This window comes from Billgrantia bachuensis, assembly GCF_011742165.1.
Classification (GTDB): Bacteria; Pseudomonadota; Gammaproteobacteria; order Pseudomonadales; family Halomonadaceae; genus Halomonas; species Halomonas bachuensis.
The window spans coordinates 28,369-44,234 of the sequence record NZ_JAAQTO010000057.1 but is presented as its reverse complement, the minus strand read 5'-3'; the positions used below and the strand labels follow the sequence as shown (position 1 = coordinate 44,234).

12 protein-coding genes and 2 tRNA genes are annotated in these 15,866 nt (G+C 64.9%); 13 read left to right on the top strand and 1 reads right to left on the bottom strand.

What is annotated here, in order from left to right:
* Window positions 1-48 precede the first annotated feature (48 nt).
* Both carB and greA read left to right on the top strand, forming a co-directional pair.
* Window positions 49-3,294 carry a carbamoyl-phosphate synthase large subunit gene (gene carB / locus HBJ55_RS20185; RefSeq protein ID WP_167119375.1) on the top strand — a complete coding sequence of 1,082 codons (3,246 nt, stop codon included), beginning with the start codon at window positions 49-51 and terminating at the stop codon, window positions 3,292-3,294.
* Entirely contained in the window at window positions 3,291-3,767 is a 477-nt protein-coding gene (greA, locus tag HBJ55_RS20180; RefSeq protein ID WP_167119372.1) for a transcription elongation factor GreA, read from the top strand. The genes carB and greA overlap by 4 nt, the downstream gene beginning before the upstream one ends.
* Before the next feature lie 131 nt (window positions 3,768-3,898).
* On the opposite strand, the gene yhbY is transcribed toward greA, so the two are convergent.
* Window positions 3,899-4,225, bottom strand: coding sequence for a ribosome assembly RNA-binding protein YhbY (yhbY, locus tag HBJ55_RS20175; protein ID WP_159555266.1), 327 nt, complete (start codon window positions 4,223-4,225; stop codon window positions 3,899-3,901).
* Window positions 4,226-4,388: 163 nt separating this feature from the next.
* Between yhbY and rlmE the strand changes: the two genes are divergently transcribed.
* The 11 genes from rlmE to infB all read left to right on the top strand — a co-directional run bounded on the left by rlmE (window position 4,389) and on the right by infB (window position 15,850).
* A complete protein-coding gene (gene rlmE, locus HBJ55_RS20170) occupies window positions 4,389-5,045 on the top strand; it encodes a 23S rRNA (uridine(2552)-2'-O)-methyltransferase RlmE (RefSeq protein ID WP_167119370.1) in 657 nt (218 codons plus the stop codon).
* Between the two features lie 222 nt (window positions 5,046-5,267).
* Entirely contained in the window at window positions 5,268-7,277 is a 2,010-nt protein-coding gene (gene ftsH / locus HBJ55_RS20165) for an ATP-dependent zinc metalloprotease FtsH (protein ID WP_167119367.1), read from the top strand.
* Window positions 7,278-7,363: 86 nt separating this feature from the next.
* Entirely contained in the window at window positions 7,364-8,230 is an 867-nt protein-coding gene (gene folP / locus HBJ55_RS20160; RefSeq protein WP_167119363.1) for a dihydropteroate synthase, read from the top strand.
* The gene (gene glmM, locus HBJ55_RS20155) at window positions 8,223-9,572 is read left to right on the top strand and encodes a phosphoglucosamine mutase (protein WP_167119360.1); all 1,350 of its coding nucleotides are present in this window, start codon (window positions 8,223-8,225) and stop codon (window positions 9,570-9,572) included. Before folP ends, glmM begins: the two co-directional genes overlap by 8 nt.
* A gap of 72 nt (window positions 9,573-9,644) precedes the next feature.
* Window positions 9,645-10,394, top strand: a complete 750-nt coding sequence (gene tpiA, locus HBJ55_RS20150) for a triose-phosphate isomerase (RefSeq protein ID WP_167119357.1) — start codon at window positions 9,645-9,647, stop codon at window positions 10,392-10,394.
* 4 nt (window positions 10,395-10,398) lie between these two features.
* On the top strand, window positions 10,399-10,758 hold the full coding sequence (secG, locus tag HBJ55_RS20145; RefSeq protein ID WP_167119354.1) for a preprotein translocase subunit SecG: 360 nt from the start codon (window positions 10,399-10,401) through the stop codon (window positions 10,756-10,758).
* Window positions 10,759-10,782: 24 nt separating this feature from the next.
* Window positions 10,783-10,869, top strand: a tRNA-Leu gene (locus tag HBJ55_RS20140).
* A 121-nt stretch (window positions 10,870-10,990) separates the two neighbouring features.
* Window positions 10,991-11,067: transfer RNA gene (locus tag HBJ55_RS20135), tRNA-Met, on the top strand.
* A 212-nt stretch (window positions 11,068-11,279) separates the two neighbouring features.
* Entirely contained in the window at window positions 11,280-11,741 is a 462-nt protein-coding gene (rimP, locus tag HBJ55_RS20130) for a ribosome maturation factor RimP (protein WP_167119351.1), read from the top strand.
* 53 nt (window positions 11,742-11,794) lie between these two features.
* Window positions 11,795-13,288 (top strand): transcription termination factor NusA, encoded by a 1,494-nt coding sequence (gene nusA / locus HBJ55_RS20125; RefSeq protein ID WP_167119348.1) that lies wholly within the window; start codon window positions 11,795-11,797, stop codon window positions 13,286-13,288.
* 27 nt (window positions 13,289-13,315) lie between these two features.
* The gene (infB, locus tag HBJ55_RS20120; RefSeq protein ID WP_167119345.1) at window positions 13,316-15,850 is read left to right on the top strand and encodes a translation initiation factor IF-2; all 2,535 of its coding nucleotides are present in this window, start codon (window positions 13,316-13,318) and stop codon (window positions 15,848-15,850) included.
* Window positions 15,851-15,866: the final 16 nt, after the last annotated feature.

Here is a 15,866-nt window from a genome sequence, read left to right as displayed (position 1 = left end):
GAGCCCCGAGAACGTCGCCATTCGTCACCACTTTTTGCGGGGAGCACCATGCCCAAGCGTACCGACATCAACAGCATCCTGATCATTGGCGCCGGCCCCATCGTCATCGGTCAGGCGTGCGAGTTCGACTACTCCGGCGCCCAGGCCTGCAAGGCGCTGCGCGAGGAGGGCTTCCGGGTCATCCTGGTCAACTCCAACCCGGCCACCATCATGACCGACCCGGCGATGGCGGATGCCACCTACATCGAGCCGATCACCTGGCAGGCGGTGGAGAAGATCATCGAGGCCGAGCGCCCCGACGCCATCCTGCCCACCATGGGTGGCCAGACCGCGCTCAACTGTGCGCTCGACCTCGACAAGCACGGCGTGCTCGAGAAGTACGGCGTAGAGATGATCGGTGCCAACGCCGACGCCATCAACAAGGCCGAGGATCGCGACCTCTTCGACCAGGCCATGAAGCGCATCGGCCTGGAATGCCCCAAGGCCGAGGTGGCGCACAGCATGGAAGAGGCCTGGCGCATCCAGGAGTCGCTGGGCTTCCCGGTGATCATTCGTCCTTCCTACACCATGGGCGGCTCCGGCGGCGGCGTGGCGTACAACAAGGAGGAGTTCGAGGAGATCTGCACCCGCGGCTTCGAGCTCTCGAACAACCACGAGCTGCTGATCGACGAGTCGCTGCTGGGTTGGAAGGAATACGAGATGGAGGTCGTTCGCGACAAGAACGACAACTGCATCATCGTCTGTGCGATCGAGAACTTCGATCCCATGGGCGTGCACACCGGCGACTCCATCACCGTGGCCCCGGCGCAGACGCTGACCGACAAGGAGTACCAGATCATGCGCGACGCATCGCTTGCGGTGCTGCGTGAGATCGGCGTCGAGACCGGTGGCTCCAACGTGCAGTTCGGCGTCGACCCCGACACGGGGCGCATGGTCGTGATCGAGATGAACCCGCGTGTGTCGCGCTCCTCGGCGCTGGCATCCAAGGCCACCGGCTTCCCGATCGCCAAGATCGCCGCCAAGCTGGCGGTGGGCTACACCCTCGACGAACTTTCCAACGACATCACCGGCGGTCGCACCCCGGCGTCGTTCGAGCCGTCGATTGACTACGTGGTCACCAAGATCCCGCGCTTCACCTTCGAGAAGTTCCCCCAGGCCAACGATCGCCTGACCACCCAGATGAAGTCGGTGGGCGAGGTGATGGCCATCGGCCGTACCTTCCAGGAGTCGCTGCAGAAGGCGCTGCGTGGGCTCGAGACCGGCAACGACGGCCTCGACCCCAAGTTTCCTGAATTCAAGGGCGGGGAGTTCGGCGACGACGCCATGGCCCATATCAAGGGTGAGCTGCAGGCGGCCGGCGCCGAGCGTATCTTCTTCATCGCCGACGCCATGCGCGCCGGCATGAGCGTGGAAGAGATCTTCGCCCTGACCAAGATCGACCCCTGGTTCCTGGTCCAGCTCGAGGAACTGGTGCGCATCGAGCAGGGCGTGGCCAAGCGCTCGCTCTCCGAATTCACCCCGCGGGAGCTGTTCGGCCTCAAGCGCAAGGGCTTCAGTGATGCGCGCCTGGCCGGGCTGCTCGGCGTCTCCGAGAAGGAGTTCCGCCGCACGCGGCAGAAGGCCGGCATTCGCCCGGTCTACAAGCGGGTCGATACCTGTGCCGCCGAATTCGCATCAGATACCGCCTACATGTACTCCACCTACGAGGAGGAGTGCGAGGCCGAGGTCAGCAACCGCAAGAAGATCATGGTACTGGGCGGCGGGCCCAACCGCATCGGCCAAGGCATCGAGTTCGACTACTGCTGCGTCCATGCTGCCTTCGCCATGCGCGACGACGGCTATGAGACCATCATGGTCAACTGCAACCCGGAGACCGTTTCCACCGACTACGACACTTCCGATCGTCTCTACTTCGAGCCGGTGACCCTGGAGGACGTGCTGGAGATCGCCGACAAGGAAAGGCCGGTCGGCGTGATCGTGCAGTTCGGCGGCCAGACCCCGCTCAAGCTGGCCCGTGAGCTCGAGGCCGCCGGCGTGCCGATCATCGGCACCACGCCGGATGCCATCGACCGCGCCGAGGATCGCGAGCGCTTCCAGCAGATGATCGACAAGCTGGGCCTCAAGCAGCCGCCCAACGCTACCGCACGCAGCTTCGACGAGGCCTTCGTCAAGGCCGAGGCGATCGGCTACCCGCTGGTAGTGCGCCCGAGCTACGTGCTCGGCGGCCGCGCCATGGAGATCGTCTACGACGCCTCGGAGCTCGAGAACTACATGACCCACGCGGTCAAGGTCTCCAATGACTCGCCGGTGCTGCTCGACCACTTCCTCAACGCCGCCATCGAGATCGACATCGACGCCGTCTCCGACGGTCAAGAGGTGGTGATCGGCGGCATCATGCAGCACATCGAGCAGGCCGGCGTACACTCCGGCGACTCCGCCTGCGCGCTGCCGCCCTACTCGCTGCCCGCCGACGTGCAGGACGAGATGCGCGAGCAGGTCAAGCGCATGGCCGTCGAGCTCGGCGTGGTAGGCCTGATGAACGTGCAGCTGGCCTGGCAGGGCGGCGAGATCTACGTCATCGAGGTCAACCCGCGCGCCTCGCGCACCGCCCCCTTCGTCTCCAAGTGCATCGGCACCTCGCTGGCCCAGGTCGCTGCCCGCTGCATGGCCGGCAAGTCGCTGGCCGAGCAGGGCTTCACTCGTGAGATCGTGCCGCACTTCTACAGCGTCAAGGAGGCGGTGTTCCCGTTCAACAAGTTCCCCGGTGTCGATCCCATCCTGTCGCCGGAGATGAAGTCCACCGGCGAGGTGATGGGCTCCGGCGATACCTTTGCCGAGGCCTTCTACAAGGCACAGCTGGGGGCCGGCGAGGCGATTCCCAAGCTCGAAGGCGAGCGCAAGGCGTTCCTCTCGGTACGCGAGCCGGACAAGGCGGGTGTTATCGGAATCGCGCGTTCTTTGCTAGGATTGGGATTCACACTGTGTGCGACCCGCGGCACTGCCGCTGCCCTCGAGGCCGCTGGCCTCGAGGTGGAGGTCGTCAACAAGGTTTACGAAGGTCGTCCGCATATCGTCGATCTGCTCAAGAACGACGACATCGCCTACATCGTCAATACCACCGAGGGTCGCCAGGCGATCAACGACTCCTCGGTGATCCGTCGTACCGCGCTGGCCCGCAAGGTGCCCTATGCCACCACCCTGGCAGGGGCGAGTGCCGTTTGCATGGCGCTGGAGTATGGCAATGAAATCACGGTACGGCGGTTACAGGAACTGCATGCAGGAGCAACGCAATGAACAAGGTCCCGATGACCGTTGCCGGTGAGGCACGCCTGCGCAAGGAACTCGAGGAACTCAAGGGTGAGGCGCGTCCCAGGGTGATCGCGGCGATCGCCGAGGCTCGTGAGCACGGCGACCTCAAGGAGAACGCCGAGTACCATGCGGCGCGCGAACAGCAGGGCTTCATCGAAGGGCGTATCCAGGAGATCGAAAGCAAGCTCTCCAACGCCCAGGTGATCGACGTGCACAAGTTGCCGCAGACCGGCAAGGTGATCTTCGGCGTTACTGTCGAACTGATCAACCTCGGCAACGACGAGGAGGTCAGCTATCAGATCGTCGGTGAGGACGAGGCCGACATCAAGAGCGGAAAGATCTCCGTCACCTCGCCCATCGCCCGTGCCTTGATCGGCAAGGAGGAGGGTGACGTGGTGGTGGTGGCTACGCCCGGTGGCGAGGTCGAGTACGAGATCTCAAGCGTCGAGCATCGCTGAGCTACGAGCTACGAGCTACGAGCTACGAGCTACGAGCTACGAGCCAGAAAAAGCCCGCGACAGTTTGTCGCGGGCTTTTGCGAAGTTGCTCGCGGCCCGGAGCCCGGGGCTCGCCGCTGGCGCGTCAGCGCCTAGTGGCGCCCGTGGTGATTCTCGAAGCGCTTGACGTTGGATAGCTTGGGGTTGGCCTGGGGGTTCCTGCGATAGAGCAGCGCCATCTTGCCGATGGTCTGCACGCGCTCGGCGCCACTGGCGGCCAGCAGCTCCTCGAGCATCGCGGCGCGATCGTCGCGCTCGGCCAAGGCCAGCTTCACCTTGATCAGTTCGTGATCGGCGAGCGCCCGCTCGAGTTCGGCCAGCACGCCCTCGGAAACGCCGTTCTCCGACACCGTTACCACCGGGTTGAGATGGTGGCCGATGCTGCGGAATGCTTTCTTTTGTGCCTGTGACAAGCTCATGGTATCTTGCGTCTTCCCGGTTGCGCGTAACCTGCCATGGTACGGTGAAATGCGCGCCGGCGAAAGCATGGCAAGGCCTGAGTTCGGCCTCGGCCAGCTCCGCGTCATACCGAACCGGGCCGGCGTGCCTGAGCAGTTCGGAATCTTCAGTCAAGGTGATCGTGTGGCTCGATCCACTTCTCCGCCCCGCGGTGGCAAGCAGGCTGCCAGCAAGAGCTCGGCTTCCTGGCTCAAGGAGCACTTCGACGACCGCTTCGTGCAGCAGAGCTGGCAGGACGGCTATCGCAGCCGCGCCAGTTACAAGCTGCTTGCGCTCGACGACAAGGATCGCCTGTTCAAGCCCGGCATGAGCGTGATCGACCTGGGCGCGGCCCCGGGCGGCTGGAGCCAGGTGGCGGCGGACAGGGTGGGCCCGGAGGGGCTGGTGATCGCTTCCGACATCCTCGAGATGGATGCCCTGGCCGGCGTCGAGTTCATTCAGGGCGATTTCACCGAGGAGGCCGTGCTCGAGGCAATCCTCGCTGCACTGGACGGGCGGCCGGTGGACCTTGTGATGTCCGACATGGCCCCCAATATGAGTGGCATGAGCGCCATCGACCAGCCCCAGGCGATGTATCTGGTGGAGTTGGCCCTCGATCTGGCGCGCCAGACCTTGAGGCCCGGCGGCCGGTTCCTGGCCAAGGTGTTCCAGGGCGAAGGGTTCGATGCCTACCTGAAGGAACTGCGCGACAGCTTTTCCAAGGTGATGACCCGCAAGCCGGAGGCCTCTCGCGCTCGTTCGCGCGAGGTTTACCTGCTGGCGGATGGATTCCGGGGCTGAGCCGCGGCTCGGCCCGACGACATGAGCTGGGATGCGGCATCACCCACCCGGCAATCGATGATAGCCTTAGACTAATAGTGCGATGGCCAGACACGGCCGCCCAACTGTGCCACAGTGTGGAACTGTGCGGGCGGGTCCCGCCGGGCGGAACATGGCTTGCCCCTGCGTGGTCTTACAGCCAGGCATCGTTGGCCGAGAGTAGCTTGCAATGAGGGTATACCCTTGAATGATATGGCGAAGAATCTGATCCTCTGGTTGGTCATCGCGGCGGTGCTGCTGACGGTGTTCAACAATTTCAGCGTCGATAGCACGCCGCAGACGATGAACTACTCGCAGTTCGTCGAGCAGGTGCAGAACCAGCAGATCCGCAGCGTGACCATCGATGGCTACACCATCAACGGCGAGCGCGCCGACGGATCGCAGTTCCAGACCATTCGGCCGGCGGCGGAAGATCCCAAGCTGATGGACGACCTGCTCTCCAACAACGTCACGGTGGTGGGTCGGGAGCCCGAACAGCAAAGTCTGTGGACGCGGTTGCTGATCGCCAGCTTCCCGATCCTGCTGATTCTGGCCATCTTCATGTTCTTCATGCGCCAGATGCAAGGGGGCGCCGGCGGCAAGGGCGGGCCGATGAGCTTCGGCAAGTCCAAGGCCAAGCTGCTCTCCCAGGACCAGATCAAGACCACCTTCGCCGATGTTGCGGGCTGCGACGAGGCCAAGGAGGAGGTCGAGGAACTGGTCGACTTCCTGCGCGACCCCTCCAAGTTCCAGCGCCTGGGCGGCACTATCCCCCGCGGTGTACTGATGGTGGGCCCGCCGGGCACCGGCAAGACGCTGCTGGCGAAGTCCATCGCCGGCGAGGCCAAGGTGCCGTTCTTCTCGATTTCCGGCTCCGACTTCGTCGAGATGTTCGTCGGCGTGGGTGCCTCCCGCGTGCGCGATATGTTCGAGCAAGCCAAGAAGCAGGCGCCCTGCATCATCTTCATCGACGAGATCGACGCTGTGGGTCGTTCACGCGGCGCCGGCATGGGCGGTGGCAACGACGAACGCGAGCAGACCCTGAACCAGCTGCTGGTGGAGATGGATGGCTTCGAAGCCAACGAGGGCATCATCGTCATCGCCGCCACCAACCGTCCCGACGTGCTCGACCCCGCGCTGTTGCGCCCCGGCCGCTTCGACCGCCAGGTGGTGGTGCCGCTGCCCGATATTCGCGGCCGCGAACACATCCTCAACGTGCACCTGCGCAAGGTGCCGCTGGCCGACGACGTCAAGCCGTCGCTGATCGCCCGCGGTACCCCGGGATTCTCCGGTGCCGACCTGGCCAACCTGGTCAACGAGGCTGCCCTGTTCGCCGCGCGCCGCAACAAGCGCCTGGTCGGCATGGAGGAGCTCGACCTGGCCAAGGACAAGATCATGATGGGCGCCGAGCGCCGCTCCATGGTCATGACCGACAAGGAGAAGCTCAATACCGCCTACCACGAGTCGGGGCACGCCATCATTGGCCTGGTGATGCCGGAGCACGACCCGGTCTACAAGGTGACCATCATTCCGCGCGGCCGGGCGCTGGGCGTGACCATGTTCCTGCCCGAGCAGGACCGCTACAGCCTGTCGCGCCAGCAGATCATCAGCCAGATCTGCTCGCTGTTCGGCGGCCGTATCGCCGAGGAGATGACGTTGGGGCCGAATGGTGTTACCACCGGGGCGTCCAACGACATCAAGCGTGCCACCGAGCTGGCCCACAACATGGTCGCCAAGTGGGGCCTGTCCGAGGAGATGGGGCCGATCATGTACGACGAGGACGAGTCGCACCAGTTCCTCGGCGGCCCGGGCCAGAGCGGCGGCAAGCTGAAGTCCGGTGAGACCACCACCCGGCTCGACAAGGAAGTGCGCAAGATCATCGACGAGTGCTACGCCAAGGCGCAGCAGATCCTCGAGGAGAATCGCGACAAGCTCGATGCCATGGCCGAAGCGCTGATGCAGTACGAGACCATCGACGCCGACCAGCTCCGCGACATCATGGAGGGCCGCAAGCCCCGTCCGCCCAAGGATTGGGAAGACGGCGACTCCGGCAGCGGTGCCCCCATCACCGGCGAGGCCGAGCCCAAGCGCGAGGATGAGCCCGCCCAGGAACCGACCGACAGCGGCGGCGATGGCGATCACGGTGACGAGGACGAAGACGAAGAGCCTCGCCGCCGCCCCTCCGACCCGCTGGGTGGCCCAGCCGGGTCGTGACGACCAAGTGTGAAGCCAGGCGCCCCTAGCGGGGCGCCTTTGCCGTGGGGGCACCCGACCCAGGCTTGCGCCACAGGATCGATGACATGACAGACAATCCCGCACCGACCTGGCTGCCGTGTGGACGGCACCGCCTCGACCTTTCCTACCCCCGGGTCATGGGCATACTCAACGTGACTCCCGATTCCTTTTCCGACGGCGGCCGCCATGTCGCCCTCGACGATGCGCTGCGCCATGCCGAACGCATGCTCGCCGAGGGGGCGGCGATCATCGACGTGGGTGGCGAGTCGACTCGCCCGGGCGCTCAGGCGATCACGGCGCAGCAGGAGCTGGATCGGGTGGCGCCGGTGGTCGAGCGGTTGGTCTGCGAGCTCGATGCGTTGGTGTCGGTGGATACCAGCACTCCCGCCGTGATGCGCCAGACCGCGGCGCTGGGCGCCGGCATGATCAACGACGTGCGCGCCCTGCAGCGTGAGGGGGCGCTGGAGGCGGCGCTGGGCACCGGCCTGCCGGTATGCCTGATGCACATGCAGGGCGAGCCGCAGGACATGCAGCAGGCGCCCCGTTATGATGCTCCCATTGAAGAGGCGGTGATGGACTTTCTCGAGACGCGCGTGGCGGCCTGCGAGGCCGCCGGGCTGCGTCGCGAGCGCCTGCTGATCGATCCCGGCTTTGGTTTCGGCAAGACGGTCGAGCACAACCTGCGTCTGCTCAATCGCATGGATCGCATGACCCGCTTTGACCTGCCGCTGCTGGTGGGTCTGTCGCGCAAGAGCCTGATCGGCAAGGTGCTGGGCCGGCCGGTGGAGGAGCGCCTGCCCGGCGGCCTGGCGCTGGCGTCGCTGGCGGTCGAGCGGGGCGCCCGTATCCTTCGCGTCCATGATGTTGGCCCGACCATGGACGCAGTGAACATGACCTGGGCCGTGCTAAGGGAAGGCTGCGAGAATGACTAGGAAATACTTCGGTACGGATGGCATACGCGGAACGGTCGGCGAGTACCCCATCACGCCGGATTTCATGCTCAAGCTGGGCTGGGCCATGGGCCGGGTGCTGGCTCGCGATTCCGGCCGCGCGCGGGTGCTGATCGGCAAGGATACGCGTATCTCGGGCTACATGTTCGAGTCGGCCTTGGAGGCAGGTCTCTCTGCCGCCGGCGTCGACGTGGCGCTGCTCGGCCCGATGCCGACGCCCGGCATTGCCTATCTGACGAGGACCTTCCGTGCCGATGCCGGCATCGTCATCTCGGCCTCGCACAATCCCTTCGCCGACAACGGTATCAAATTCTTCTCCAGCGAGGGGACCAAGCTCGCCGATGCGATCGAAGAGCGCATCGAAGCGATGCTCGATGAGCCGTTGACCACGGTGGCGGCGGGCAAGCTGGGCAAGGCGATGCGTATCGACGATGCCGCCGGACGCTATATCGAATTCTGCAAGTCGACCATCCCCAATCGCGTCAGTCTGCACGGGCTGCGCATGGTGCTCGACTGCGCCCACGGTGCCACTTACCACATCGCCCCCAGCGTGTTTCGCGAGCTCGGCGCCGAAGTCAGCCTGGTCGGGGCCACCCCCGACGGCCTCAACATCAATCGCGACGTGGGTTCTACCTCGCCGGCTACCCTGCGCGCCGCGGTGATTCAGCAGAGCGCCGACCTGGGCATCGCCTTCGACGGTGACGGCGATCGGGTACTGATGGTCGATGCCGACGGGCGCGAAATCGACGGCGACGACATCCTCTACCTGATCGCCCGCGATCGACATGAGCGCGGCCAGCTGGTCGGTGGCGTGGTCGGTACCCTGATGACCAACTTCGGCCTGGCCATGGCGCTCGAGGGCATGGGCATACCCTTCGAGCGCGTCAAGGTGGGTGACCGCTACGTGGTGGAACGCCTGCTGGAGAAGGGCTGGCAGCTCGGTGGCGAGTCCTCCGGCCACATCGTCTGCGCCGACGTGCAGAGCACCGGTGACGGCATCGTCTCGGCGCTGCAGGTGCTGGCGCTCATGGTCAGTGAAGGCAAGCCGCTACAGACGTTGCTTGCCGGGCTGGAAAAGGTGCCTCAGGTGCTGGTCAACGTGCGTCTGACGCCGGGCAGCGATGCCAAGGCGCTGATGGCGAGCCCGGCCGTTCAGGAGGTAGTGGCCGGCGTTGAGGCGGAGCTGGGCGACGAGGGGCGGGTGCTGCTGCGTCCGTCCGGTACCGAGCCGCTGATCCGGGTCATGGTCGAAGGAAGGGCGCACCTCGATGTCGAAGGGTTGGCGAACCGTCTGGCTACCCAGGTCGAGGGCGAGTTGGGTTGACATTCGCCGTGACGGTTGTCTTGGCCTGGCGCCTCCTATACCATTTCGCTCCACTTTGAAAGAGGACGCAGCATGCGAACGCCGCTGATCGCCGGGAACTGGAAGATGAACGGTTCGGCCGAGCTGGTCGAAGAGTTCGGTCGCGCCTTTACCGGAACGACGCTCCCGGCGCCGCTGGACGTGGTCATCCTGCCGCCTTTTCCCTACCTGGACGCCGCGCGGCGCGCCTTCGACGGCACCTCGCTGCGGTTGGGGGCTCAGACGCTGAATCCGCTCCACTCCGGTGCCCGCACCGGCGAGGTGAGCGGGCGTATGCTCAAGGAGTTCGGCGTCGAGTTTGCTCTGGCGGGACACTCAGAGCGGCGCCAGCTCTATCGCGAAGACGATGCGGCCGTGCATGATCGGCTACTGGCGGCACTGAACGCCGATATCACACCGATCCTGTGCGTAGGCGAGACCCTCGAGGAGCGCGATGCCGGCAAGACCATGGAGGTCGTGCTGCGTCAGGTGGGCTATGTGATGGCCCGCCTGGAGCCTGATCAGCGCACGCGCGTGATCATTGCCTATGAGCCGGTCTGGGCCATCGGTACCGGTCGCACCGCCACGCCCAAGCAGGCGCAGGAGGTCATGGCCGCCATCCGTGAGTACCAGGCCGGTTTCGATCGTGAACTCGCGGCAGGCCTGCGCCTGCTGTACGGCGGCAGCATGAACGCCGGCAACGCGGCTGAGCTGTTGGCCCAGCCCGACATCGACGGCGGCCTGGTGGGCGGCGCTTCGCTCAAGGCCGACGATTTCCTAGCCATTTGCCAGTCAGCAGGTTGAACCCATGCAAGTTGCCATTCTCATGATCCACGTGGCGATCGCCATCGCCCTGGTCGTACTCATCCTGCTACAGCAGGGCAAGGGTGCCGAAGCCGGCGCCGCCTTCGGTGGCGGTGCTTCCCAGACCGTATTCGGTTCGCGCGGCAGCGGTAGCTTCCTTTCGCGCACCACGGCGGTGCTGGCGGCAGCCTTCTTCGCCACCTCGTTGACCCTGGCCTATTTCGGTAGCCAGACCGGTGGAGCCCCGGAAGCGGGCATCCCCGACTCGCGCCTGATCGAGCAGCAGCGCGGGCTGCCAACCCTTGACGACGACGCCAGTGATGTGGATAATACCGCGCCAGTGCTGGAGGAAAGCGACGGCTGAGTCGCGGCTCCGGCAATCAAGCAAGCCGAAGTGGTGGAATTGGTAGACACGCTATCTTGAGGGGGTAGTGACCTTATGGTCGTGCGGGTTCAAGTCCCGCCTTCGGCACCATCTGAAACGCTGCGGCCCGAGTGGGTCGCGAGTCGTCAGAAGCAGGATTGGCACCAGGAAGAATGTAGGCGCCGGCTTGACTTAGGCCAGTATCGCGCCTACAATCGCCGACCTGGAATGTTGCGGGGTGGAGCAGTCTGGTAGCTCGTCGGGCTCATAACCCGAAGGTCATCGGTTCAAATCCGGTCCCCGCTACCATCTTCCGGCAAGCGTCCGAACGGGATGCAAGATGCCGAAAGTGGTACTACAGGTTTCTTGTGAAAGGCCCCTTCCTGCGAAGGGGCTTTTTGTTAGCAGCTTACTGTCGGTCCCGGCCGGCAGTGCTTGTTCGGGCAACGCCAATCAGCCACCTAGCTTTCCTGTTCACTCCCGGCCAGGTGCCTGATGCAACGGCTGTAGGAGCTTTCTCTGTGGCACTCAAGGACGCTGCGCTGTATGCGCTGATCGAGCCGGTGGTCACCGCCATGGGTTTCGAGCTCTGGGGCATCGACTATCGCCCCCAGGGCAAGCATTCCCGCCTTGTGATCTACATTGATCATGCCGACGGTGTGAGCGTGGATCACTGCGCCGATGTCAGTCGCCAGGTCAGTGCCGTGCTCGACGTGGAGGATCCCATTCCGGGGGAGTATCGCCTGGAGGTGTCGTCGCCGGGCATGGACCGTCCGCTCTTCACCCTCGACCAGTTCGCGCGCTTCGCCGGACATCAGGTGGCGCTGAAGTTGCGCGTGCCGTTCGATGGGCGGCGCAAGTTTCAGGGGCTGCTGACCGGCATCGAGGAGGACGAGGTGCTGCTGCAGCTGGATGGTGAAGAGTACTGCTTTCCGATCGAAAGCATCGATCAGGCGCGGGTGGTTCCCCGGTTCGAAGACTGAGGTCGCTGGCCAAGGCTGGTGCACAAGAACAGGTTTTCTGGCGAGGCATAGGCATGAGTAAAGAAATACTGACGGTCGTGGATGCGATCTCCAACGAGAAGGGTGTGCCACGGAATGTGATCTTCGAGGCCGTCGAAGCGGCGCTGGCCAGTGCGTCACGCAAGCGCTTCGAGGGCCGCGAGGTCAGCGTGCGGGTGCATATCGATCGTCAAACGGGCGACTACGAGACCTTCCGCCGCTGGGAAGTGGTGGAAGATGACGAATTCGAGAATCCTGACGCCGAGATCAAGCAGTCGTTCGCCGAACGCCGCGACCCGCCTCTGACACTGGGCGACGTGGTCGAGGAGCAGATCGAGAATGCTGCCTTCGGGCGCATCGCGGCCCAGACCGCCAAGCAGGTCATCGTGCAGAAGGTGCGCGAGGCCGAGCGCGCCGAGGTCGTGCGCCAATATGCCGAGCGCGAAGGCGAGCTGGTGGCCGGTATCGTCAAGAAGACCACCCGCGACGGCCTGATCATCGATCTGGGCGACAACGCCGAGGCGTTCCTGCCGCGCAGCGAGATGATCCCCGGCGAGCGTTACCGCATGAATGACCGGGTGCGTGCGCTGCTGGTCAAGGTCGACGCCGAGGCGCGCGGTGCGCAACTGATCCTCTCGCGCACCTGCCCCGAGCTGATCATCGAGCTGTTCAAGATCGAAGTGCCGGAAATCGCCGAACAACTCATCGAGATCAAGGGTGCGGCCCGCGATCCCGGTTCGCGGGCCAAGATCGCGGTCAAGACCAACGACCGGCGTATCGATCCGGTCGGTGCCTGCGTGGGCATGCGCGGTTCCCGTGTGCAGGCGGTATCCAGCGAGCTGCAGAACGAGCGGGTCGACATCATCCTGTGGGACGACAATCCCGCGCAGCTCGTCATCAACGCCATGGCACCGGCGGATGTCGGCTCGATCCTGGTCGACGAGGACGCGCATGCCATGGACGTGGCGGTGGCCGAGGACAATCTTGCCCAGGCCATCGGTCGCAGCGGCCAGAACGTGCGTCTGGCCTCCGAGCTCACCGGCTGGCGGATCAACGTCATGACCGAGGGCGAGGCGGAAGACAAGCGCGAGCAGGAGATCGACAGCCTGGTCGAGCACTTCATTCAGCACCTGGAGATCGAGGACGACCTCGCCCGGCTGCTGGTGGAAGAAGGCTTCACTACGCTGGAGGAGATCGCTTACGTGCCCCTCGAGGAGATCCTCGAGATCGAGGAGCTCGACGAAGAGTTGGTGGAAGAGTTGCGCGCTCGGGCCAAGGATGAACTGCTGACGCTGGCCATCGCCTCCGAGGAGGAATTGGACGGCGCACAGCCGGCCGATGACCTGCTGGAGATGGACGGCATGGAGCGTCATTTGGCCTTCATTCTGGCGAGCCGGGGCATCGTTACCATGGAGGACCTCGCCGAGCAGTCCGTCGACGATCTGATGGACATCGAGGGCATGGACGAGGAGCGCGCTGCAGCACTGATCATGACTGCCCGTGCGCCCTGGTTCGAGAACGAACAGTAAACGGGTCACGGGCTGAGGAGGGTCGAGATGTCGGAAATGACCGTTAAGGATTTTGCAGCGAAGGTGGGCCGCGATGTGCCCCGCCTGCTGGAACAGATGAAAGAAGCCGGGCTCGAACACCAGTCCGAAAGCGATGCCGTATCCGAAGAGGACAAGCGCAAGCTGCTCGACTACCTGACCAAGAGTCATGGCGGTAGCAGTACGGGTGCTGGCGCGCGCAACCGCATCACGTTGACGCGCAAGACCCGCAGCCGGATCAAGACCGGTGAGCGCGGCAAGACAATCGAGGTGCAGGTGCGCAAGAAGCGTACCTACGTCAAGCGCGCCGAAGAGGAAGAAGCGCCGGCACCCGAGCCGGTGGAAGAGAGTGGGCCGCGTCAGCTGGTTGGCGACATGGCCGATTCACAGGCCAAGCGTGAGGCCGAAGAGGCCCAGGAAGCCGAGCAGGCCAAGACGCGCGCCGCCGATCAGGCCGCTCGCGAGGAAGCTGCCAAGGCCGAGGCGCCACAGGTCGCCGTCGAGCCCGAGATGCCGGTTCCCGAGCTGGAAGCGAGCGCAGAGCCGACCGGCGAGCCCGAGCCGCCCGCTCCGCCCAAGGAGGGTCGTACCGACCGTCGCACCGCGCCGCCCAAGAAGGCTTCGGCCAAGAAGGGGCGTCACGACCGCGACGAGGACGATCGCGGCGATCGCGAGGAGCGCCGTCGTGGCGGCGGCAAGAAGGTCAAGCGCGCCGAGCGCCGCGGTGGACGCCGCGGGGGCAGCCAAGGTGGCGGCGGCAAGCACGGCTTCCAGAAGCCGACGCAGCCGATCGTGCGCGAGGTCTCGATTCCCGAATCGATCAGCATCGCCGAACTGGCCGACAAGATGTCGATCAAGGCGAACGAGGTCATCAAGACCATGTTCACCATGGGCGCGGCGGTGACCATCAACCAGACCATCGATCAGGACACCGCGGCGATCGTCGTCGAGGAGATGGGCCACAAGCCCAAGCTGATCAAGGACGACGCCCTCGAGACCGAAATGCTCGAAGGCATCTCCTACGAAGGCGAGGAGATCACCCGCTCGCCGGTGGTCACGGTGATGGGGCACGTCGACCACGGCAAGACCTCGCTGCTCGACTACATTCGCAAGGCCAAGGTGGCCACCGGCGAGGCTGGCGGCATCACCCAGCACATCGGTGCCTACCACGTCGAGGACGAGCACGGCGGCGTGACCTTCCTCGATACCCCCGGCCACGCGGCGTTTACCGCCATGCGTGCCCGCGGTGCCAAGGCCACCGACGTGGTCATCCTGGTGGTGGCGGCCGACGACGGGGTCATGCCGCAGACCATCGAGGCGATCGAGCACTCCAAGGCGGCCGACGTGCCCATGGTGGTGGCGGTCAACAAGATCGACAAGTCGGGAGCCGATCCGGACCGGGTCAAGAACGAGCTGTCCCAGCACGGCGTCATCTCCGAGGAGTGGGGCGGCGACACTCAGTTCGTCCACGTCTCGGCCAAGAGCGGTGAAGGCATCGAGGAGTTGCTGGAAGCGATCCAGCTGGTTTCCGAAGTGCTCGAACTCAAGGCGGTACCGGAAGCGCCCGGCAAGGGCGTGGTGGTCGAGTCGCGCCTCGACAAGGGCCGCGGCCCGGTGGCCACCGTGCTGGTGCAGAACGGCACCCTGAGGCGGGGCGACATCGTGCTGGCCGGTTTGCACTACGGCCGCGTACGTGCGCTGACCAACGAACTCGGCCAGCAGGTCGAAGAGGTGGGTCCCGCCATGCCGGTGGAGATCCAGGGTCTCGACGGCACGCCGGACGCCGGTGACGACTTCATGGTCGTGGCCGACGAGAAGAAGGCTCGCGAGGTCGCCAATTTCCGTCAGGGCAAGTACCGCGAGGTGCGCCTGGCGCGCCAGCAGAAGGCCAAGCTGGAGAACATGTTCAGCCAGATGGGCCAGGACGAGGTGGCCAAGGTCAACATCGTGCTCAAGGCCGACGTGCAGGGCTCGCTGGAAGCGATCAAGGGCGCCCTGGAAGAGCTCTCCACCGAAGAAGTGCAGGTGGCCGTGGTCTCCTCCGGCGTGGGTGGCATCACCGGTACCGACGCCAACCTGGCACTGGCCTCCGAGGCCATCGTGGTCGGCTTCAACGTGCGTGCCGACGCCGCTGCCCGCGAGATCATCGAGCGCGAGGGGCTGGACCTGCGCTACTACAGCGTCATCTACCAGCTGATCGACGAGGTCAAGCAGGCGATGAGCGGCATGCTGGCGCCGGAGTGGAAGGAGGAGATCGTCGGCGTGGCCGAGGTTCGCGACGTCTTCCGTGCACCCAAGATCGGCGCCGTGGCCGGCTGCATGGTGGTCGAGGGCACCGTCTTCCGTAACAAGAAGATCCGCGTGCTGCGCGACAACGTGGTCATCTACGAGGGCGAGCTCGAGTCGCTGCGTCGCTTCAAGGACGACGTCCAGGAGGTGCGCAACGGTATGGAGTGCGGCATCGGCGTCAAGAACTACAACGACGTCCAGGTTGGCGACAAGATCGAGGTCTTCGATCAGGTCAAGGTCGAGCGGACGCTGTAATCGCAGCGGGAGTGGA

Bases quoted from the DNA above. Each gene is read 5' to 3' on its own strand.
- folP (WP_167119363.1), top strand. From the start codon at position 7,364: ATGACAGACAATCCCGCACCGACCTGGCTGCCGTGTGGACGGCACCGC.
- carB (WP_167119375.1), top strand. From the start codon at position 49: ATGCCCAAGCGTACCGACATCAACAGCATCCTGATCATTGGCGCCGGC.
- tpiA (WP_167119357.1), top strand. From the start codon at position 9,645: ATGCGAACGCCGCTGATCGCCGGGAACTGGAAGATGAACGGTTCGGCC.
- greA (WP_167119372.1), top strand. From the start codon at position 3,291: ATGAACAAGGTCCCGATGACCGTTGCCGGTGAGGCACGCCTGCGCAAG.
- yhbY (WP_159555266.1), bottom strand. From the start codon at position 4,225: ATGAGCTTGTCACAGGCACAAAAGAAAGCATTCCGCAGCATCGGCCAC.
- nusA (WP_167119348.1), top strand. From the start codon at position 11,795: ATGAGTAAAGAAATACTGACGGTCGTGGATGCGATCTCCAACGAGAAG.
- glmM (WP_167119360.1), top strand. From the start codon at position 8,223: ATGACTAGGAAATACTTCGGTACGGATGGCATACGCGGAACGGTCGGC.
- infB (WP_167119345.1), top strand. From the start codon at position 13,316: ATGTCGGAAATGACCGTTAAGGATTTTGCAGCGAAGGTGGGCCGCGAT.
- secG (WP_167119354.1), top strand. From the start codon at position 10,399: ATGCAAGTTGCCATTCTCATGATCCACGTGGCGATCGCCATCGCCCTG.